Below are 20,622 nucleotides of genomic sequence, written 5' to 3'. Positions count from 1 at the left end.
ACCTGACCCCATGCCGAACTCAGAAGTGAAACGCCGTAGCGCCGATGGTAGTGTGGGGTCTCCCCATGCGAGAGTAGGGAACTGCCAGGCATCAATTTTTTATAATAAAGAACGTGTTCCTTTTCCCCTGACAAGGAAAATAACAGGAACAAACAGGTATCAGACGATTGCTGATACGTGTGAAAGAACCGGTGGAGCGGTAGTTCAGTTGGTTAGAATACCTGCCTGTCACGCAGGGGGTCGCGGGTTCGAGCCCCGTCCGTTCCGCCAATTATTGCATAGTCCCTGAATCGAAAGATTCAGGGACTTTTTGCATTTATTTTCCAGTGAAAATGCAAACCAGACTCCTTTCTTTCTCTGATATATTTTATTATCTCACAGGCTCACGTTTATCTCATCGGCGTTTCTTACAGGATTTAATTCTGAGGAGTTAACTGATATTAAACTATTATCTTTAACTAAATAGAATGGCTATCAGTTTGGATTCATCAAAGAATAAGTATATTCAGACATCCAGGGAATACTTTGTATCAAATTGAAAAATTTGTGTGTTCAGATAAACCTGCAAAGTACTAATAAAGCTCATAATAAATGAGTACTAAAATTCTTAATCCAGTTCAATAAGTTGTCAGATTACAGATGCAAGTTCCAATAAAATACCATAAAGTCTCAATTTGGAATAATCACAAAGATCATCATTATGAAATTCTCATTGGATATACTGGACTGGCGGGCAGTGGCTCCGGAAGTCGATAGTTGTGAGCACTGGATCCAATGGGCTCAGTGCTCAGATATAAATACATTTTCCGGTGAGAACCCCAAAAGCCAGCAAATTCCAATGATGTCAGCACGTCGAATGAGTACCGGCAGTCGTTTTGCTGTTGATGCCGGGCTTGCATTGCTCGCCAATAACAACGTAGATGCGGCAATTTTTACCAGCCGCCATGGTGAGCTGGAGAATACAGGGCGCATTTTGCATTCTCTGGCAGAGGAAGACGCTTTATCTCCGACTGAATTCTCCATGTCAGTACATAATACCGCAGCAGGTTGGCTTACCATTATTAGCAAAAATCCGTTGCCGGTAACCTCATTAGCAGCCGGAAAGGACAGTTTTCAGCAAGGAATACTGGAAGCTCAGTCGATGCTGGCAACCGGTGCTTCCAGCGTCATGCTGGTCGATTTTGATGGTGAAATCCCCGATATATATAACGAATCGGTAAATTCTGAGTTTCTACCTTACGCTGTAGCAATAATATTAACTTCTGGCGATAGTTTGCAGTGCCAGCGTATTTCATTGCCGGGTGAGGATCTGAATTCAGAAATTCCGCAGAGTCTGCAATTTCTGCGAGGTTATCTTTCTTCCTCTCCTTTATTCAATGTCAGTGCAGATAGCCGCCATAGCTGGCAATGGGTTCGGGATTTGTGATGAGAGAAACGCTAGTACCCGAAGAAAAGTCTTCTCTGGTAAATCGCATCTGGCGATGGCTGGCAACTGGATTCTTTTTCGCACTTTTCGGAATTGGCGGGCTGTTGCTTTCTATTATCTGGTTTAATCTGTTGCGACTGATCATCCGGCAACCCGACAGATTGCACCGAATGACGCTAAACAGCATCCGTAATAGTTTTAGGTTTTTTCTGGGTGGATTACGGAGGGTGGGAGTGATGGATTACCGGTTTACCGGTGATGAGAAGTTTCAGCAAGATACCGGGTGTCTGATCGTGGCGAATCATCCCAGCCTTCTTGATTATGTGATCCTGGCATCCCGGATGCCGCGTTGTGACTGCATCGTCAAACAGGCTTTGTTGCAAAACCCATTCTTAAGCGGAGTGATAAAAGCGGCGGGCTACCTGATTAACTCTGGGTCTGACGCTCTGTTGCAGGCCTGTGAAACCCGGTTGCAAGCAGGCGGTACGCTGTTAATTTTTCCGGAAGGAACGCGCTCCTTACCTGAGAAACCGATGACGCTGCAGCGTGGTGCCGCTAACATTGCTCTGAGGGCGGGGTGTGATGTCAGGATTGTCCATATTTCATGTCAGCCACCCATGCTGACAAAAAATGGGAAGTGGTACGAAATTCCCCGTGTAAAACCTCAGTTTGTGATTACCGTTGCCGATAAGGTAAAGGCTGAAGACTTTTTAGATGAAAGCGATCTTTCACCTGCTCTGGCTGCACGGCGTCTGACGCAGTATTTGTGCACTGAGTTGATGCGCAGCAATATGCAAAATAACGAGAATTAAGTCATGGATTCATTAAGTAACGACATAAAAGCACTTATCATTGAGACGCTGAATCTGGAAGGAATGACGCCAGATGAGATAGAGACGCAGGCCCCACTTTTTGGTGACGGATTAGGGCTGGATTCTATTGATGCCCTTGAGCTTGGTCTGGCATTAAAGAAGCAATACGGTGTGATCCTTTCGGCGGAAAGTCAGGAAATGCGCGAGCACTTTTATTCTGTTGAAAGTTTGGCCAGATTTATATCAGTACAGCGTGGTTAAAGAGATTCCTATGCAGAAGCAAGAAATTTACCAGCAGATTAGCGCGTTATTAGTCAAGCTATTTGAAATCGATGAAGATGATATCCGCCCGGATGCAAAACTCTATGAGGATTTGGAATTAGACAGCATTGATGCTGTTGATCTGGTGGTTCATTTGCAGAAAATCACTGGCAGAAAAATTAAGCCTGAAATGTTTAAATCTGTTCGCACCGTTCAGGATGTTGTTGATGCCATAGATGAATTACTTAATTCCCCGGCGCCATAGTATGTGTGGGTATCTTTTTTGTGGATAAAACCCGGCGCTTCTCATTTTCTCAGGTTGCGAAGATTGCCCGCTGGGCGATGCCGGTGGCGGTTATTGTCTATCCGCTAGCCGTATGGTGCGGTTTAAAAAGTTGGGGAATTAGCGTTCTGGCACCTGTGCTGATTGCTGTCTTTATTCTGCGATTACTGACTTTTCGCGGAAAATTATCCCAGTTAACTTTTTTTGGAAAAGCGATTGCGGCCTCAGGGATTGTGCTGGTCGCCAGCAGCCTTTTATTACGCGAAACCTCTATGCTGTTGTATTACCCGGTCGCGGTAAATGCTTTATTACTGGGGGTATTTTTCAGTTCCTTATACGCCCGGCAATCTTTGGTTGAACGTCTTGCGCGACTGAATGAACCCGATTTACCGCCCGAAGGTGTTGTTTATACACGCCGTGTCACCCAGGTCTGGTGCATTTTTTTTCTGTGGAATGGATCATTTGCTTTATATACCTGCCTGAAAGGCGATATGGCCCTATGGGCTCTTTACAACGGCGGGATCAGTTATCTGCTGATTGGCTTAATAATGGGTATTGAATGGATAGTCAGAAAGCGTCTGCGCCAGCCATGACGCTGCCAATGTGCAAATGGCTAAGCACGGAAAGAGCAGATGATTATCTGGTTGCCTGGAGCGAAAGCCGGGAATGGCGTCAGTGTGATTTCCGCCAGGACGTATTATCTCTGCTGACTCATATCAGCGCGACATCGCATACCCGCTGGGCATTGTGTTTTGAAGATAACTATTCATTTGCCGTGGCGCTGCTGGCAGTGCTTTACAGCGGTAACACGCCGGTTTTACCTGGACATTTTCGCCCGGCCGTTCTGGCTGAACAACGCGATGAATTTGATGCGTTAATAACCGATCTTGATTTGACGATTGATTGCCCTGTTCTGCGTTTGCCTTGCTCAGTGGATCAGCCATTGACTGTTTTACCCAACTGGCCAGAAAATCCCGCGCTTCACTTATTTACCTCCGGTTCGACCGGTAAACCGCAAAAAATAATCAAACCAATTACCTGTCTTGAACTGGAGAGCCAGTGGCTTTCAGCGCGATGGGGCGATCAATTCGCAGATGCACACTTTGTTGCCACCGTGGCGCCTCATCATATGTACGGCCTGAGTTTTGCTTTTATGTTGCCGCTGTCGCTTGGCCGGCCTTTTGCGACGAAAAGTGTGGAGTATCACGAACAGTTGCAGTCACTTGCCAGTAAAAATACTTTGGTGCTGACCAGCAGTCCGGCTTTTCTTAAACGCCTTGATCCGGCTTTGGAGCCAACCCACTGCCGGCATGTCTTTTCTGCCGGAGGCCCGCTAAGTAATGAGGCCGCCTTGCTGGTAGAAAATGTCTGTGGTTGTCTGCCGACAGAAATCTATGGCACCAGCGAAAGCGGCATTATTGCTTTTCGTACGCAACATCAGCCAGACGAAGCCTGGACGCTTTTTGAAAATATCCGATTCTCTTCCTGTGCTGATGGCAATATTTCCCTGATTTCTCCGCTGATCCCGCAGCCGGAAGGCATGATCCTCAGTGATAAAATCCAGCTATTGCCCGCCGGACAACGCCAGTTTGTTCTTTTAGGCCGTAAGGATCGGATCGTTAAGATTGCAGAGCAGCGGATCTCACTGACTGAAATTGAGCAGCGTTTGTGTGCGTTGGATCTTTTAAGCGACGCCAGCGTGCTGACACTCGAAAAACAGGGGCGGCTTTATATCGCAGCCGTACTGGTATTAAGTCACGGTGGAGAGCTGTTATTACAGGCGCAGGGGCAGGCCGCGCTGCTTGGGCAGATTCGCCTGACGCTGCACCAGTGGTTATCGCCGGTCTCTGTGCCGCGATACTGGCGTCTGGCGTCTGCCATTCCTCTTAACCAGCAAGGCAAACGCGCGACTGCTGAATTACAGGAACTGTTCTTATGATTTTGCCGCAAGTGCTGAACCAGCAACTCGTCAGCGACACCCGTCTGCTTCTCACGTTCCGGTTGTCTGCGGATTTATTCTGGTTTAAAGGCCATTTCCCGTCGTCTCCGATTTTGCCTGGCGTGACACAGGTGAACTGGGCCATGGGCTACGCCGAAGAACTTCTGGGGCTGGATAAAGCGTTTTCCGGCATGGAAGTGGTGAAATTCCAGCGACCACTTTTGCCTGAAGAAACCGTAGATTTGCACATCGACTGGCTGAAAGAAAAAAACCGGCTGGTATTCCGGTACAGCGTAGGTGATGCCGTCGCCAGCAGTGGAAAAATTACCTTATGTCCATAATGCTGTCAGTTTCTTTTTCTCCCTGCCTGATTATTCCCTGCTACAACCACGGGCCGATGATGGCCGGTGTACTTGAGAGTCTCCGCCCATTCGGTTTGCCCTGCATTGTGGTGGATGATGGCAGCGACGTGCAGACAGCAGAAGAGTTGCAACGCCTGGCCAGTGTGACGCCGTGGATGAGCCTGACGCGATTAACTGTAAATCAGGGGAAAGGTGGGGCTGTGATGGCGGCCCTGCGGCTGGCCGTTGAAAAAGGCTTTACGCACGCCTTACAGGTGGATGCCGACGGTCAGCATCAGCTTTCAGATGTTCCCGCGATGCTGTCTGAAGCCAGAAGTCATCCGGATTGTCTGATCTCCGGGCAGCCGGTTTACGATGACAGCGTGCCGAAATCGCGCCTGTATGGCCGCTATATCACCCATTTCTGGGTCTGGATTGAAACCCTGTCATTCTCAATCAAAGACAGTATGTGTGGATTTCGCGTGTATCCTCTCAAACCTTGTCTGCAACTGATGGCGGAAAAAACACTGGGTTTACGGATGGATTTCGATACGGAAATCATGGTGCGCCTTTACTGGCAGGGCACGCGCAGCCGTTTCCTGCCCACGCGGGTGACCTATCCCGAAGATGGCCTCTCGCATTTTGATGCAGTGAAGGACAATCTGCAGATTTCCTGGATGCACACGCGGCTGTTTTTTGGCATGTTGCCGCGTATTCCTTATTTGCTGCGTCAGCGAAGAAAATGTCCCCGGCACTGGTCTGCTACACAGGAACGCAAAGGATTGTGGGGTATTCGCCTGATGCTGGCGGTTTACCGGACACTGGGATATCAGGCTTTTCGTCTGCTGCTTTATCCGGTCATCACCTATTTTTGGCTTACCGGCCGCAAACAGCGCAATGCCTCTGCCAGCTGGCTGGAACGTGTCCGCGTAACGGCCGCACATCGCAATATTTCCCTGCCTTATCCGCTGAGCACTTTCCGGCATTTCATGCGGTTTGGTGAATCTATGCTGAGTAAACTGGCGAGCTGGCAGGGCGATAAAACCCTGACCGATGCGGTACTGGTCAATCCCGAAATTTGCGAATCGCATATTGCCTCGGGGCGTGGCACGGTGATCCTCGCCTCGCATTTAGGCGATATCGAATCCTGCCGCGCGATTGGCGCGCTCAATCACCGCATTACCGTTAATGCGCTGGTATTTACCGAACATGCCGAGCGGTTCAATCAGGTAATGAAAGAGATTAACCCGCAGGCCGTGGTTAACCTTATCCAGGTGAACAAGATGGGGCCGGAGACCGCCATTTTATTGCAGGAAAAACTGGATGCCGGTGAGTGGGTGGCGATTGTCGGCGACCGGACATCTGCCAGTCCTCATCAGCGTGGAGAGCATGCCCGCGTGATTTACAGCGAGTTTCTGGGTGAACCCGCCGCATTCCCGCAGGGGCCCTTTATTCTGGCTGCAGCGCTACGCGCGCCCGTCATGCTGATGTTTGGCATCATGCAGCGACAGCGTCTGCATATTTACTGCGAATCTTTTGCGGATCCTCTGATCCTGCCGCGTGCCAGCCGCCTGTCTGCGTTACAGTCTGCCGTCGATCACTATGCCGCACGACTTGAGCATTACAGCCTGCTGGCGCCTCACGACTGGTTCAATTTTTATGATTTCTGGCAACATCCGACGGATGTTGCCCCTGACAGGAAACCTGACTGATATGACTTCCAAACTTGATCCGCGTTTTAACGATCCGCGATTTTCTACCCGCGTTGAAATCACGGTTCCTTTCCACGACGCAGATGCAATGGGCGTGGTCTGGCATGGCAACTATTTCCGTTATCTGGAAGTCGCGCGCGAGCAGTTACTCAAGCAATTTGATTACGGTTATCGTCAGATGCAAGCGTCAGGTTATGTCTGGCCGATTGTTGATACCCGCGTGAAATATATCGCGCCGCTGCTCTTTGAACAGCGTATTGCCGTTCATGCGCAGCTTGAGGAAATCGAAAACCGTTTGCGCATCGGCTATCAGATTTACGACATCGAAACCGGTAAACGCACAACGACAGGTTACACGTTACAGGTCGCGGTAGACGCTGCCACCAAAGAAATGTGTTTTGTCTCGCCGCAGGTTCTTTTTGATAAAACAGGAGTCAGCCTGTGAAAGCCTTTTTGCTATTTGTACTGACGGTTTTCAGCGTAACGGCAAACGCTGTTACGCTGGAAGAATTACAACAGCGTTTCAGTCAGGTGCCGGTACTCCGTGCTGAATTTGCGCAGCAAAGAACCATCAGCGGGATGGCGCAACCGCTCAATTCCAGCGGAAATCTGCTGATTGCCCGGCAACAAGGGCTGTGGTGGCAGCAGGAAAAACCGTTCAGCCTGACATTATTACTGACTGAAAACCGCATGGTGCAAATCATGGCGGGGCAGCAGCCACAGGTGGTCACGGCGGAGACGAATCCGCAAATGTTCCAGTTTAATTCCTTGCTCAGCGCGCTGTTCCACGCAGACCGCAAGGTGCTGGAAGAGAATTTTTCGCTTGATTTTACCGATCACGGTAAAGGCGCCTGGACGCTGATTCTTACGCCGAAGGTCTCGCCGCTAAACCGTCTGTTCCGCAGTATTACGCTCAATGGCGAAACCTTTCTGAACAATATCGATATTAATGACATGCAGGGCGACGCCACGCATATTCGTTTCTTCAATCAGAAAACGACGCCTGCCATGCTGACTGACGCAGAGAAACGCCATTTTGCATCCTGACCTTCATCGAAAACTGGCGCAAAGCTGGCTGCTGATTATCGTGCTACTGGTCGCAGCGTTGTTCTGGTTACTGCCACGCAGCCAGATTAACAGCAGCGTTCTGGCGCTGTTGCCGCAGCAGCAGGAAACGGATATTCCGCAGGCTTTTTCTGACGGCTTTACTCAGCGTCTGGATCGCCAGCTTATGTGGCTGGTCAGCCCGCCGCCGGGAGCGGGTATTCAGCCCGCTGCTGAGTGGCTGAAGCATTTGCAGGCGCTGCCTGAACTGAGTCAGGTACAGGGCCCGATGGACGCACAGCGTCAGCAGGAGTGGGGCACTTTCTTCTTCAAACATCGCAATGCGTTGCTCGATGACGCCACACGCCAGCGTCTGAAATCGGGCGCTGATGCGCAAAGTCAGTGGATCCTCGGCCAGATCTATTCGGCATTTTCAGGCGTCAGTGGCAAAGAGCTGGCAAACGATCCGTTATTGCTGGTTCGTGCCTCGCAGATGGCGCAACAGCAGAGCAGCGGCGGTATGACGCTGGATCAGGGCTGGCTGATGGTCCGTGATAAAAAGGGGCGTAGCTGGTACATGGTGCATGGCGAGCTGAAGGCGTCTTCTTATGACATCACGTCGGCTAAACAAACCGTAGCGGCTCTTGGTGCGGTGAAAGAAGCTTTTGAGGCGCGCTGGCCGGGTGCAAAAGTGCTTGAGCGTGGCACGATTTTCTACAGCAATTATGCCAGCCAGCAGGCTGAGCACGATCTTTCCACGATTGGTGCGGCGTCAGTAACTGGCGTGTTTGTGCTGATTTTACTGATGTTTCGTTCGGTCCTGCCGATGCTGCTCAGCTTACTGTCAATCGCCATCGGCGCGCTGTCAGGCACGGTGTTTACCCTGTGGGTATTTGGTGAAATCCACGTGATGACATTGGTGCTGAGCACCAGCATTGTTGGTATTTCTGCCGATTACACGCTGTATTTCCTGACCGAACGGCGGGTGCATGGCGATTCCAGCACACCGCTGGAAAGTCTGAAAAAACTGTTCCCTGCGTTATCGGTGGCGCTGCTGACCACGGTGGTGGCCTATCTGATGTTGCTGATTGCGCCATTCCCCGGCTTGCGGCAGCTGGCAGTGTTTGCCGCCGCCGGGCTGAGTGCGGCCTGCATCACCGTGATGTGCTGGTATCCGTATTTGTCCAGGCGTTTGCCGACAGGGCCAGCGCCGGGGCTGACGCTGATCATGCGCTGGTTACTGGCCTGGCGTAGTCGCAAAGCTGTGCGCATTGGCCTGCCGTTACTGATTTTAGTGCTGGTGGTGGCAGGAATATCGCGGCTGAAAATCAATGATGACATTGCGGATTTGCAATCTCTTCCGGCTGGTTTGCAACTACAGGAACAGCAAATTGCCGCGCTGACCGGGCAGACGAACGATCAGAAATGGCTGGTGGTATACGGCGATAGCGCAGAGCAGACACTGCAACGTCTGGAAGCATTGCGGCCAAAGCTGGCGCAGGCCAAAGAGAAGGGGGTGATTGACGGATTCCGGGCGATCACTCTGCCTTCTCAGGCACAGCAGCAGCGGGATTTATCGCTGCTTCGCCAGCACGCACCGCAAATTATTGCGCAATTGCAGCAGGCGGGGATCCCGGTGGCGAAGCCGGATCTCAGTGCGCAGACGGTTGATGTGCCGGAATGGCGCAACAGCGTGGTCAGTGAGGGCTGGCGTTTGTTGTGGCTGTCCCTGCCGGACGGGCGCAGCGCAGCACTGATCCCGGTGAATGGCGTTCATGACAGCGCAGCCATGGCGGCGCTGGCGGCATCCATGCCGGGAACCGGCTGGATCGATCGTAAAACTGAATTCAGCGAACTGTTTTCGCAATACCGTGTTTATCTGACCTGGCTACTGGCGCTCGCCGTTGCAGTCATTGCGGTCACTTATCTCTGGCGTTTTCGTCTGCCACACGGGCTTGTTTGCCTGGTTCCGACCTTACTTTCCCTTGGGATGGGCGTCGCTGCGCTGGGCTTCAGTGGCCATAATCTTAATTTGTTCTCCCTGCTGGCGCTGATTCTGGTGCTGGGGATCGGCATCAATTACACCCTGTTTTTCACCAATCCACGCGGCACTCCGACGACATCCATGTTTGCCATTTTTATGGCTGCGGTCACCACGTTGCTGACGTTCGGTATGCTGGTGTTCAGTTCCACGCAGGCGATCAGCAGTTTTGGCATCGTGCTGAGCTTTGGCATATTAACGGCATTTCTGTTGTCGCCACTGACCTTGCCAGCTAAAAAAAGAGGACGCAAAAAATGACCCGGTTTATGCTGCCAGCGCTGACACTCCTGATTTTTATGCTTGGCGGGTGCGCGACAAATCCCCCTTCAGATACGCAGCCGCAAGCCTGGCTGAAACGCGGCGTGCAGGTGAAATTACCCGCGCCCACCCTGGATAAACCGGTCAGCCAGCAGCAGTTGCTGACGGCCACGGTGAAAGGTAAACAACAGTCTTTGCTGGTGCTGCTCAATGCAGATGGAAAGTCGTTACAGCTTGCCGGGCTTTCCCCTCTGGGGATCCGCCTGTTCAAAGTGGTCTACGATCAAACGGGGATCCACACCGAACAGGCCATGAAGATCGACGGTTTACCTCCAGCAAATCAAGTTCTGGCCGATATTATGTTGAGCTACTGGCCAGCGCAGCGCTGGCAGCCGCTGTTGCCGGCGGGCTGGAAACTGGACGATCAGCCGCTGCGCCGCACGTTACTGGATAACCAGGGCCATACGATCACCCGCATCGACTATCTGCCACAGGGCAGCGGACGTCAGCCGGTATCAATCACGCAGATGGCGTTTCACTACCAGATAACTATCCAGAATGTGGGTGACTAACATGATTTATTTTTCGGCCGTGGGCATGGTTAACGCGCTGGGAAACAGCAATGCGCAAATCGCTGCCAGCCTGACATCAGGTGCCGCGCCGGGAATGTCGTTGCAGGAAGGATGGCTGACGGAAGAACGGCCGGTCTGGCTCGGCGCGGTGACCGGCGAACTGCCCGCGATCCCCGGCTCTCTGTCAGCGCACCGCAGCCGCAACAACCAGTTGTTGCTGGCTGCGCTGGCACAGATTGAGTCTCAGGTTCACGCGGCTGTCAGCCGGTACGGTAAAGATCGTGTCGCGGTCATTATGGGCACCAGTACCTCGGGCATTGCCGAAGGCGAAGAGGCGGTGCGCCATCTGCACCGGCATGGGCAATTTCCGTCGGGCTATGATTACCAACAACAGGAACTGGGCGATCCTTCACTTTTTATGGCGGAGTTGCTGGATCTCTGTGGCCCGGCTTACACATTATCAACAGCCTGCTCATCCAGCGCGCGAGCGATTATCAGCGGGAAACGCCTGATTGACGCCGGGCTGGCCGACGCGGCGCTGGTGGGTGGCGCTGACAGCCTGTGCCGGATGCCGGTGAACGGCTTCAACAGCCTGGAATCTTTCTCCCGCGGACGCTGTACGCCGTTCGGGCAAGATCGCGATGGCATCAATATCGGTGAAGCCTCGGCGTTGATCCTGCTGACCCGTGAGCCCGCAGACGTCGCATTACTGGGGGCTGGCGAATCATCCGATGCGTGGCATATGTCTGCACCGCATCCGGAAGGTCTCGGCGCGGAACGGGCAATCCGCATGGCACTGGCGCAGGCCGGGCTGAGTGCGGCAGACGTGGGTTACATCAACGCACACGGTACCGCCACACCGCTCAATGATCAGGCAGAAGCCGCTGTCATACACCGGCTGTTTGGCAGCCAGACGCCGTGCAGTTCGACCAAGCATCTCACTGGCCATACGCTGGGCGCGGCGGGTGCGACAGAAGCGGCGCTGGGCTGGCTGATCCTGACGCAAAATCTTAACCTGCCGCCACAGGATTTCAGCGTGATGCCCCGTGATACCCGTCTGGCGGCGATCCGGCTGGTGGAAAAAGGCGAAGCGCTGGTGAAACCCGTTATTCTCTCCAACTCGTTTGCCTTTGGCGGTAATAACGCCTGCATTGTGATCGGGAGGCCGTCATGAGTATGCTCAGCGCGGAGCATTATCTGCCGCATGAATCACCGATGGTTTTGCTGGATAAGGTACTTAGCGTCACAGAAGAGACCGCGCTGTGCAGCGTGGTGGTGTCCGAAAACAGCGTGCTGGCGCCGTTTCTCAATGTCCGTGGCGCGTTACCTGCGTGGTATGCCCTTGAGCTTATCGCGCAAACGGTCGGCGTCTGGAGCGGCTGGCACGGTGCACAAAGTGGCGAACCGCCTCAGGTTGGCATGTTGCTGGGCGGCAGGGCTTTGAAATGCAGCGTGCCGGAATTTGCGGCAGGCAGTGAATTATTCATCAGCGTCTCAATGGTGCTGCGCGATGAAAAACTCGCCAGCTTCGAAGGCGTGATCTGCATTAAACAAGAAAAAGACAACCTGCAGGTTGCAAAAGGACGGCTGAATACATACCAGCCAGACAAGGATGAACTTATTAAGTTAACTCAGGGGAAACAGGAATGATGCGTTCGGTATTAGTAACCGGTGCCAGCAAAGGGATCGGCAAAGCCATTGCCAGCCAGTTAGCCGGCGATGGTTTTTTGGTGGTCATTCACTACCACAGCGATAAAGCAGGGGCAGAAAGCACCCTGCAACAGATAACCGACAACGGCGGCAGCGGGCGAATTGTGCAGTTTGATATCAGCAACCGCCAGCAGTGCCGCGACGTTATTGAAGCCGATATTGAGGCGCATGGCGCGTACTACGGTGTGATCAATAATGCCGGGATTACCCGCGACGCGGCATTTCCGGCACTGACCGACGAAGACTGGGACGGCGTGATCCACACCAATCTCGACAGCTTCTACAATGTTTTACAGCCCTGCGTGATGCCGATGATTGGGCTGCGTCAGGGCGGGCGTATAATCGCGCTTTCCTCGGTTTCCGGTATTACGGGCAACCGCGGACAGGTCAACTACAGCGCGGCGAAAGCCGGAATTATCGGTGCCTGTAAAGCGCTGTCGCTGGAACTGGCGAAACGCAAAATCACTGTTAACTGTATTGCGCCGGGGCTGATCGACACTGGCATGCTGGATATGGAAAAAACGGCACTCGATGCCGCAATGGGTATGATCCCGCTCAAACGTATGGGCCGGGCAGAAGAAGTTGCCGGACTGGCAAGCTATCTGATGTCAGATATCGCCGGTTATGTGACCCGCCAAGTGATCTCCATCAACGGAGGCATGGTATGAGCCAGCGCGTAGTCATTACCGGTATGAAAGGCATAACGGCGTTCGGCAATCATTGGGACGAGATTTCCACCCGCCTGCAGCAGGGTAAAAACGCTGTCCGCCACATGGACGAATGGCTGATTTACCAGGGGCTGAATACGCATCTGGGTGCGCCGGTGGATGATTTTGTTATCCCGGCGCATTACACCCGCAAGCGCATCCGTTCGATGGGCCGCGTCTCGCTGCTGTCAACCCGTGCGGTTGAACTGGCGCTGGAGCAGGCCGGTTTACTGGAAGACCCGGTGCTGACTGACGGCGAAACCGGTATTGCCTTCGGGTCATCCACCGGCAGCACGGGTCCGGTCAGCGAATTCGCGACCATGCTGACGGAAAAGCATACTAACAATATTACCGGTACGACTTACGTGCAGATGATGCCGCACACCACAGCGGTGAATGCAGGTTTGTTCTTTGGCCTGAAAGGACGGGTGATCCCAACCTCCAGCGCCTGCACCTCGGGCAGCCAGGCGATCGGTTATGCCTATGAAGCCATCAGACACGGTTACCAGACGGTGATGGTGGCAGGCGGCGCGGAAGAACTTTGCCCGTCAGAAGCTGCTGTGTTTGACACGCTGTTCGCCACCAGCCAGCAAAATGAGCACCCTGAACTGTCGCCGCGTCCGTTTGATACGCAGCGCGACGGACTGGTGATCGGCGAAGGTGCCGGGGCGCTGATCCTCGAGTCACTGGAACATGCACAGGCGCGCGGTGCGAAAATTTACGCCGAGATCGTGGGTTTTGCCACTAACTGCGACGCGTCCCATATCACTCAGCCGCAGCAATCGACGATGCAGATTTGCATCGAAAAAGCGCTGAAAAATGCCGGTATACCTGCTTCTGAAATCGGTTATATCAGTGCACATGGCACGGCCACCGACCGCGGTGATATTGCCGAAAGCCACGCGACCGCTGCGGTGTTTGGCAATCAGACGCCAATCTCGTCACTGAAAAGCTACTTCGGTCATACACTCGGTGCCTGCGGTGCACTGGAAGCGTGGATGTCGCTGGAAATGATGCGCGAAGACCGGTTCGTGCCGACTATCAACCTGACGCAGCCGGATCCGCTTTGCGGCGAACTCGACTACGTAATGGGCGAATCACGTCATATTCAGACTGAATTTATCCAGTCGAATAACTTTGCATTCGGTGGAATTAATACCTCTTTAGTTTTCCGTCGCTGGCCGTAACGATGAATTTTGCGCGTGTCATTACTGCGTCGCTGGATGACAACTTTTCGTTGTCACGTTTGCCCGCAGAATGGCTCGAAAAAAGTGAAGGGATGAATCCTGCCCGCCGCCAGCAATGGTACGCGGGCAGGGCGCTTCTGGCCGAGGCCATGTCAGTTTTCAACGGCTGTGACAACTTACCCGTCCTGCAGATTTCCGCGCAGGGAAAACCGTCTTTTGCGGATGCTTCTCTGCCACATTTCTCCCTCAGCCACAGTAAAAATCATCTGCAACTGTTGTTATGTCCGGCGGGTGAAAGCGGCGGCGACGTGGAGCAAATCCGCCCGCGCCCACGTTATCTTGACGTGGCACGCGCAGCATTCAGTGATATCGAATGTCAGTGGCTGGTGGAGCAGGCTTGCCCGCAAACGGCATTCTGGCAGCTGTGGTGTCTGCGTGAGGCGTGGCTGAAACAGCAGGGCGGCAGTGTGTGGCAGATGGACAGGCTTCGCCTGGATCCAGGCAATCAGCAGTTTACTTCACAACTTGCCGCTGAAAGCCGGTTATGGTGCGCTGCGGATGAGTCCGTGATGCGCGCGCTGGCGTTGCCTGCCGGTGTCTCTGACGTTGATGAATATCGGTTTGATGCCGCGTCAGGCGGTTTTATCTGGCAGGTTTCACGGCACTGGACCCGTTTTTCCCTTTTCTGATTATTGCGCTCACATCAAAAGTCTTCTGGCAAAGCGGTCGTTTTTATCCATGAATGCGCAGTCCATACTCTCTCCAAGATTTATCTTCCTGAAACATTAAAAGAGAGAACACGATGAGTATTCCTGCATTCGGTCTGGGCACATTCCGCCTGAAAGATGACGTGGTCAAAGCGTCCGTAGCCACCGCCGTGGAACTGGGCTATCGCGCCATCGATACCGCACAAATTTATGACAACGAAGCGGCTGTCGGCGATGCACTGGCTGAAAGCGGTGTCTCGCGTGAAGAGTTTTACATCACCACCAAAATCTGGATTGAAAACCTTGCGGCTGACAAAGTCATCGACAGCCTGAAAGACAGTCTGCGCAAACTGAAAACCGATTATGTCGATCTGACGCTGATCCACTGGCCGTCACCGAATCAGGCCGTCAGCGTGGCAGAAACAATGCATGCGCTGGTTGAGGCGAAGAAAATGGGCCTGACCCGTGAAATCGGTATTTCCAACTTTACCGTTGCACTGATGCAGGAAGCGATCGACGCGGTGGGCGCGGATCAGATTGCGACTAACCAGATTGAACTTTCACCGTTCCTGCAAAACCAGACCGTAGTCGATTTTGCCCGCCAGAACGGTATTGCCGTGACGTCTTACATGACGCTGGCTTACGGCGACGCGTTGAAAGATTCGACGATTATTGAGATTGCCGCCCGCCATAACGCAACACCTGCACAGATCGTTCTGGCCTGGGCATTGCAACTGGGTTACGCGGTGATCCCGTCATCGACCAAACGTGAAAACCTGCAAAGTAATCTGCTGGCGCAACAACTGACGCTGACAGATGCGGATATGCAGCAGATCGCTGCGCTTGAACGCAACGGGCGTCTGGTCAGCCCTGAAGGTCTGGCGCCTGCGTGGGATTGATCCACAACGCCTTCCCCTGCAAAGGGGGAGGCGCAGGCATTTAAGCTCTTCCAGCCCCAAGCTTCTCACTCAGAAAATCAATAAAACACCGGATACGTGTGCTGACGGTCTGATCGCTGTAATACACCGCGTGCAACGGCATGGCGATGCGCATAATGTCCGGCACCAGCAGTTTTACCAAATCACCCCGCGCCACATCTTCATCAGTCATAAAATCCGACAGACAGGCAATACCATTGCCCTGCAAACACAGCCTGCGCAGTGTTTCACCGCTTCCTGAACTGATAAATGGTGTGACCGTCAGTTGCTGACCGTCAGCGCACAGCAGCGGCCATTTATTCAGCGCAACCACTTCGTTAAAGCCCAGACAACGGTGTTTCAGTAAATCATCGGCGCTTTGCGGCGTTCCCCATTTTTTCAGGTAATCCGGCGAAGCCAGCACGCTGCGATAGCTCAGCATCAGTTTGCGCGCCCGCAGGCTGGAATCTTCCAGCTCACCGACGCGGATCGCCACATCCACTTTATGGTCGATCAGATTGATATTGCTCTCGGAGGAGAATAGTGCGAGCGACATCTTCGGGAAACGTTCAGTAAATTCGGCCACCAGCGGTGAAATGACATGCAAAATGACCGGGGTTGCGGCATCGATTCGCAACAGCCCCTGCGGATCGTCGCGGTTCTCCAGCAAATCATCTTCTGCAGCCGCCATCTCATGCAGGATTTTTTGTACCCGGACGAAATAGCGCTCGCCTTCGTGCGTCAGGCTGATCTGACGCGTGGTGCGGTTGAGCAGGGTGATCCCCAGCTTTTGTTCCAGACGTTTTAATGTCCGGCTGACCACTGAATTATCCTGACCCAGTTGTTCAGCGGCACGGCTGAAACTGCCACTTTCCACCACAGTCACAAACGTAATCAACTCTTCGGAACTGGCTCGCATTGTTGTTACTCCAGCATAAATAAATTGATACTTTGGTTATTTAAGTCATTTAAGCACAAGCTGATAATCGTCGCCATCAAATCGATATTCATGTGGAGTAAAGGTTATGCCGCTTGCACTATTAGCACTGACCATCAGTGCGTTTGCTATAGGAACAACAGAGTTTGTCATCGTCGGGCTGGTGCCGACTATCGCGCAGCAACTGGGGGTTTCGGTCCCGTCAGCCGGTTTGCTGGTGTCTATATACGCCCTCGGTGTGGCGATTGGCGCACCGGTTCTGACGGCGCTGACCAGCCGCGTACCGCGCAAAGCGCTGCTGATTGGTTTGATGGTGTTGTTCACGCAGGGTAATCTGCTGGCGTGGCAGTCACCGAATTACAGCACGCTGGTGATGGCGCGTCTGCTGACCGGTCTGGCGCATGGCGTTTTCTTCTCTATTGGCTCGACGATCGCCACCAGTCTGGTGTCGAAAGAAAAAGCGGCTTCTGCGATTGCGCTGATGTTTGGCGGTCTGACCGTCGCGCTGGTGACCGGTGTGCCGCTCGGGACATTTATAGGTCAGCATTTTGGCTGGCGCGAAACCTTCCTCGCCGTGTCAGTTATTGGTGTCGTGGCGATTATTGCCAGCGCTATTCTGGTGCCCAATAACATCAAAAACAAACCTGCGTCACGCATTGTAGATCAGGTAAAAGTGCTGATGAATCCGCGACTGTTACTCATTTACGCCATTACCGCGCTGGGTTACGGTGGCGTATTCACTACCTTTACGTTCCTTGCTCCGATGATGCAGGAACAAGCCGGTTTCTCAGCCAGCATGGTGAGCTGGATCCTGCTGGCGTATGGCGTGTCGGTGGCCATCGGGAATATCTGGGGCGGCAAACTGGCTGACCGTCATGGCGCAGTCAAAGCGCTGACGATTATTTTTGCCGCACTCGCTGTGCTGCTCCTGATTTTCCAGTTCACTTCAGGTTTCGGTATTCCGGCGTTAATCACGCTGTTGGTGATGGGCATCTTTGCTTTCGGTAACGTACCGGGATTACAGGTTTATGTGGTGCAGAAAGCCGAAGAGGTGACGCCAAATGCGGTCGATGTTGCTTCCGGCCTGAACATTGCGGCCTTTAACGTCGGTATTGCCCTGGGGTCAGTGATTGGCGGGCAGGTGGTTTCCACCCTTGGCCTGGCGCAAACGCCATGGATTGGAGCGGTTATCGTCGCGGGCGCGCTGCTGCTTATCTGCCTGAGCGGGCATCTGGACCGAAAACCCAAAGCGGCGCTGGCCTGATTATCCTGTCATTCTGCGTCTGCACGGCTCGCCTCTGGCGGGCCGTTTTTATTTTTATGCTAGCCTATAGATGTGACCAGGTTGTATACCAATGTAAACAGATTTGGCCTGAGCGCTTGCGGGCGTATACTGAGCTTTCGCTGTGAGAATCTCTCTCATATAGCAACGATATAACGGGTAAACAGGCGATTAGCGTGCGGAAAAAAACATATGCAATGAGGTATGTCGCAGGTCAGCCCGCAGAGCAAATCTTTCCGGGAGTCCTCGCACATTTAGGACCAGATTTGCCGCCGGGTGCTGCACTGCCCAATTCGAATATTTTGCGCGTGATGGTGTGGAATATCTTCAAACAACAGCGGGCTGACTGGTTGTCAGTTCTGCGTGATTATGGCAAAGATGCGCAACTGGTCTTGCTTCAGGAAGCCCAGACAACCCCTGAACTGATCCGTTACGCGACCTCAAATTATCTGGCCGCCGATCAGGTGCCTGCCTTTATGCTGCCTCAGCACCCCTCTGGCGTGATGACACTCTCTGCGGCACATCCGGTTTATTGTTGCCCGCTGCGTGAGCGTGAGCCGCTTCTGAGGCTGTCTAAATCGGCTTTAGTTACGGTGTATCCGCTTGTAGATGGTCGTTTATTGATGGTGGTGAACATTCATGCGGTCAATTTCAGCATTGGCATCGACGTTTACAGCAAGCAGTTGGATCCGATTGGTGAGCAGATTGCTAATCACAAAGGGCCGGTGATCATGGCCGGGGATTTTAATGCGTGGAGCAAACAGCGTATCAATGCCTTGTTTGGCTTTGCGGGAAATATCCATCTGGAGGAAGTCCGTTTTCCTTCTGATTACCGCAAGCGGGCGTTCGGCAGACCGCTGGACTTCATTTTCTACCGGGATCTCAGCGTCACCAGCGCATCGGTGATGGAAACACGAGCCTCTGACCATAACCCGTTGCGGGTAGAATTTATGGCGGGAAAACCGCTGACGCAATAACGCTTAATTCGTCCGCTAAAAAACGCAGACATAAAAAAAGCACCCGGAATATTCAGGGTGCTTTTTTATTACCGGTACCTTTCGAATCAGGTATCAGGACTCATCTTGTTGCTGACGAACAACGTTAACTTGTTGCCCGGTTGCAGGTTGTCGGCATTGGTGTTCCAGCGCATCACATCCTTGATGTTGACGCCGTGACGCTTAGCAATGCTCGACAATGAATCACCTTTACGTACCTGATAAGTGATACTGCCGCGATTGGCACTGGTATTGCTGACGCTGTTATCCGCCACCTGCAGTGTTTGCCCAACTTTTAACGCGCCTGCTGAGCGCAAATTGTTCCAACGCTGTAAATCACGGGTCTTCACATTCAGCCGGGCTGCAATGCCAGACAAGCTGTCGCCGGAGCGAACCTTGTACTGTTTTGCACCTGACGGAGTGTTGCTGGCCAGTTTGGTTTCCTGTACTGCGGCAATATCGCCATCAGCCAGTGAATCTTTTAACTGGTCGGCATGCGCCTTCGGCAGAACAATGTAATGCGGGCCATTCGGCGCGGTTACATTTTTCTTGTAGCCAGTGTTAAACGACTTAAGCTTGGTCAGGGACATGCCCGCCATCTCAGCCGCCTGGGTCAGTTGCATCTGCTGTCCGACTTCAACACGCGCAAGAGCACGGTCTTCACTCGGTTTCGGCAGATTGATACCGTATTTCTTGCTGTGCTTGAGAATGTCGCTAAGGGCTAACATTTTCGGCACATAAATCGATGTTTCACGTGGCAGCGCCAGTGCCCAGAAATCCGTGGAACGGCCTCTGGCTTTGTTCGCTTTCACCGCTTGCATGACACGGCCTTCACCGCTGTTATACGCAGCAACGGTCAGTAACCAGTCGCCACCAAACATCTTGTTCAGACGTTGCATCATATCAAGCGCAGCAGTTGTCGAAGCCACAACATCGCGGCGTCCGTCATACCACTGGTTTTGTTTCAAACCATAGTTTCGACCCGTCTGCGGCACAATTTGCCACAACCCTGCAGCGTTAGCTGATGAGGTTGCTTTGGGGTCAAAAGCGCTCTCCACTATGGGTAGCAGTACCAGTTCCATCGGCATATTACGTTTCTTAATCTGCTCGGTGATCCAGTACATGTACGGCTCTGCCCGTAATGTTACATCGTGGAGATAGCTCTTATTTTTTAAATATTTAACTCTTTGCTCGCGGATCCGGGGATTATCCGGAACCTTCATCTTCAGCTCGTCGCCTATGAAGTTCCACAGATTTTGTTGGGAGACGGTGTCGTTTCCATCCAACCATCCCCCAGAGGCCGCTCGGCCATCACCTGTGAACTGTCCTGCTTCTTCACTTTGACTTGCTGAAGACAAACTCTGTGCATGTTGTTCCGGTACCTTCACGCCCTGCCTGGACGCCTGGCAACCTGTGAGCAACATGGAGGCGATTATTAGGATCGCGTTTGCCTTCATGTGTGTGTCATAGTTGCTTAAAAGACGAGCGATA

22 protein-coding genes, 1 tRNA gene and 1 rRNA gene are annotated in these 20,622 nt (G+C 52.8%); 22 read left to right on the top strand and 2 right to left on the bottom strand.

Going from position 1 to position 20,622, the window contains the following annotated elements; translation table 11 throughout:
- From rrf to dkgB, 20 genes are all read left to right on the top strand, one after another.
- Nucleotides 1-90, top strand: a 5S ribosomal RNA gene (rrf, locus tag ABIC79_RS07250); the annotation flags it as partial.
- A 103-nt stretch (nucleotides 91-193) separates the two neighbouring features.
- A tRNA-Asp gene (locus ABIC79_RS07245) sits at nucleotides 194-270 on the top strand.
- A gap of 430 nt (nucleotides 271-700) precedes the next feature.
- Nucleotides 701-1,426, top strand: a complete 726-nt coding sequence (locus ABIC79_RS07240) for a beta-ketoacyl synthase chain length factor (protein ID WP_119261299.1) — start codon at nucleotides 701-703, stop codon at nucleotides 1,424-1,426.
- The gene (locus tag ABIC79_RS07235; RefSeq protein WP_119261300.1) at nucleotides 1,426-2,238 is read left to right on the top strand and encodes a lysophospholipid acyltransferase family protein; all 813 of its coding nucleotides are present in this window, start codon (nucleotides 1,426-1,428) and stop codon (nucleotides 2,236-2,238) included. Before ABIC79_RS07240 ends, ABIC79_RS07235 begins: the two co-directional genes overlap by 1 nt.
- Nucleotides 2,239-2,241: 3 nt before the next feature.
- On the top strand, nucleotides 2,242-2,499 hold the full coding sequence (locus ABIC79_RS07230) for a phosphopantetheine-binding protein (RefSeq protein ID WP_013574228.1): 258 nt from the start codon (nucleotides 2,242-2,244) through the stop codon (nucleotides 2,497-2,499).
- Between the two features lie 10 nt (nucleotides 2,500-2,509).
- The gene (locus ABIC79_RS07225; protein WP_037036563.1) at nucleotides 2,510-2,764 is read left to right on the top strand and encodes an acyl carrier protein; all 255 of its coding nucleotides are present in this window, start codon (nucleotides 2,510-2,512) and stop codon (nucleotides 2,762-2,764) included.
- A 77-nt stretch (nucleotides 2,765-2,841) separates the two neighbouring features.
- Complete coding sequence (locus tag ABIC79_RS07220) at nucleotides 2,842-3,375, top strand: COG4648 family protein (RefSeq protein WP_191996164.1); 534 nt, start codon at nucleotides 2,842-2,844, stop codon at nucleotides 3,373-3,375.
- On the top strand, nucleotides 3,342-4,721 hold the full coding sequence (locus tag ABIC79_RS07215; RefSeq protein WP_225444878.1) for an AMP-binding protein: 1,380 nt from the start codon (nucleotides 3,342-3,344) through the stop codon (nucleotides 4,719-4,721). The genes ABIC79_RS07220 and ABIC79_RS07215 overlap by 34 nt, the downstream gene beginning before the upstream one ends.
- The gene (locus ABIC79_RS07210; protein ID WP_013574232.1) at nucleotides 4,718-5,062 is read left to right on the top strand and encodes a 3-hydroxyacyl-ACP dehydratase FabZ family protein; all 345 of its coding nucleotides are present in this window, start codon (nucleotides 4,718-4,720) and stop codon (nucleotides 5,060-5,062) included. The genes ABIC79_RS07215 and ABIC79_RS07210 overlap by 4 nt, the downstream gene beginning before the upstream one ends.
- A complete protein-coding gene (locus ABIC79_RS07205; RefSeq protein ID WP_373689699.1) occupies nucleotides 5,062-6,774 on the top strand; it encodes a glycosyltransferase family 2 protein in 1,713 nt (570 codons plus the stop codon). The genes ABIC79_RS07210 and ABIC79_RS07205 overlap by 1 nt, the downstream gene beginning before the upstream one ends.
- Nucleotide 6,775: 1 nt before the next feature.
- Nucleotides 6,776-7,219 carry an acyl-CoA thioesterase gene (locus ABIC79_RS07200; RefSeq protein WP_013574234.1) on the top strand — a complete coding sequence of 148 codons (444 nt, stop codon included), beginning with the start codon at nucleotides 6,776-6,778 and terminating at the stop codon, nucleotides 7,217-7,219.
- Nucleotides 7,216-7,821 (top strand): LolA family protein, encoded by a 606-nt coding sequence (locus tag ABIC79_RS07195; RefSeq protein WP_013574235.1) that lies wholly within the window; start codon nucleotides 7,216-7,218, stop codon nucleotides 7,819-7,821. Before ABIC79_RS07200 ends, ABIC79_RS07195 begins: the two co-directional genes overlap by 4 nt.
- A complete protein-coding gene (locus ABIC79_RS07190; RefSeq protein WP_126124641.1) occupies nucleotides 7,811-10,117 on the top strand; it encodes an MMPL family transporter in 2,307 nt (768 codons plus the stop codon). Before ABIC79_RS07195 ends, ABIC79_RS07190 begins: the two co-directional genes overlap by 11 nt.
- On the top strand, nucleotides 10,114-10,689 hold the full coding sequence (locus ABIC79_RS07185; RefSeq protein WP_119261303.1) for a DUF3261 domain-containing protein: 576 nt from the start codon (nucleotides 10,114-10,116) through the stop codon (nucleotides 10,687-10,689). The genes ABIC79_RS07190 and ABIC79_RS07185 overlap by 4 nt, the downstream gene beginning before the upstream one ends.
- Before the next feature lies 1 nt (nucleotide 10,690).
- Nucleotides 10,691-11,863 carry a beta-ketoacyl-[acyl-carrier-protein] synthase family protein gene (locus ABIC79_RS07180; RefSeq protein ID WP_112151337.1) on the top strand — a complete coding sequence of 391 codons (1,173 nt, stop codon included), beginning with the start codon at nucleotides 10,691-10,693 and terminating at the stop codon, nucleotides 11,861-11,863.
- Complete coding sequence (locus ABIC79_RS07175; protein WP_013574239.1) at nucleotides 11,860-12,339, top strand: hotdog family protein; 480 nt, start codon at nucleotides 11,860-11,862, stop codon at nucleotides 12,337-12,339. The genes ABIC79_RS07180 and ABIC79_RS07175 overlap by 4 nt, the downstream gene beginning before the upstream one ends.
- The gene (locus ABIC79_RS07170) at nucleotides 12,336-13,067 is read left to right on the top strand and encodes a 3-ketoacyl-ACP reductase FabG2 (RefSeq protein WP_013574240.1); all 732 of its coding nucleotides are present in this window, start codon (nucleotides 12,336-12,338) and stop codon (nucleotides 13,065-13,067) included. Before ABIC79_RS07175 ends, ABIC79_RS07170 begins: the two co-directional genes overlap by 4 nt.
- Nucleotides 13,064-14,293, top strand: coding sequence for a beta-ketoacyl-ACP synthase (locus tag ABIC79_RS07165; protein WP_013574241.1), 1,230 nt, complete (start codon nucleotides 13,064-13,066; stop codon nucleotides 14,291-14,293). Before ABIC79_RS07170 ends, ABIC79_RS07165 begins: the two co-directional genes overlap by 4 nt.
- Before the next feature lie 2 nt (nucleotides 14,294-14,295).
- Nucleotides 14,296-14,982, top strand: coding sequence for a 4'-phosphopantetheinyl transferase superfamily protein (locus ABIC79_RS07160; RefSeq protein ID WP_354566656.1), 687 nt, complete (start codon nucleotides 14,296-14,298; stop codon nucleotides 14,980-14,982).
- Between the two features lie 113 nt (nucleotides 14,983-15,095).
- Nucleotides 15,096-15,899: a 2,5-didehydrogluconate reductase DkgB gene (gene dkgB, locus ABIC79_RS07155; protein ID WP_013574243.1), complete on the top strand. Its 804-nt coding sequence runs from the start codon at nucleotides 15,096-15,098 to the stop codon at nucleotides 15,897-15,899.
- A 40-nt stretch (nucleotides 15,900-15,939) separates the two neighbouring features.
- On the opposite strand, the gene yafC is transcribed toward dkgB, so the two are convergent.
- The gene (yafC, locus tag ABIC79_RS07150) at nucleotides 15,940-16,836 is read right to left on the bottom strand and encodes a DNA-binding transcriptional regulator YafC (protein WP_013574244.1); all 897 of its coding nucleotides are present in this window, start codon (nucleotides 16,834-16,836) and stop codon (nucleotides 15,940-15,942) included.
- A gap of 106 nt (nucleotides 16,837-16,942) precedes the next feature.
- On the opposite strand from yafC, the gene ABIC79_RS07145 reads away from it, so the two are divergent.
- Nucleotides 16,943-18,118 (top strand): MFS transporter, encoded by a 1,176-nt coding sequence (locus ABIC79_RS07145; RefSeq protein WP_354566655.1) that lies wholly within the window; start codon nucleotides 16,943-16,945, stop codon nucleotides 18,116-18,118.
- A gap of 194 nt (nucleotides 18,119-18,312) precedes the next feature.
- Nucleotides 18,313-19,113, top strand: coding sequence for an endonuclease/exonuclease/phosphatase family protein (locus tag ABIC79_RS07140; RefSeq protein ID WP_013574246.1), 801 nt, complete (start codon nucleotides 18,313-18,315; stop codon nucleotides 19,111-19,113).
- A gap of 86 nt (nucleotides 19,114-19,199) precedes the next feature.
- On the opposite strand, the gene mltD is transcribed toward ABIC79_RS07140, so the two are convergent.
- Complete coding sequence (mltD, locus tag ABIC79_RS07135; protein ID WP_013574247.1) at nucleotides 19,200-20,588, bottom strand: murein transglycosylase D; 1,389 nt, start codon at nucleotides 20,586-20,588, stop codon at nucleotides 19,200-19,202.
- Nucleotides 20,589-20,622: the final 34 nt, after the last annotated feature.

The sequence above is a fragment of the Rahnella sp. 2050 genome, assembly GCF_040544515.1.
GTDB lineage: Bacteria > Pseudomonadota > Gammaproteobacteria > Enterobacterales > Enterobacteriaceae > Rahnella > Rahnella aceris.
Note: the sequence above shows the minus strand (reverse complement) of the source record. Positions and strands in the feature narration are given on the sequence as shown.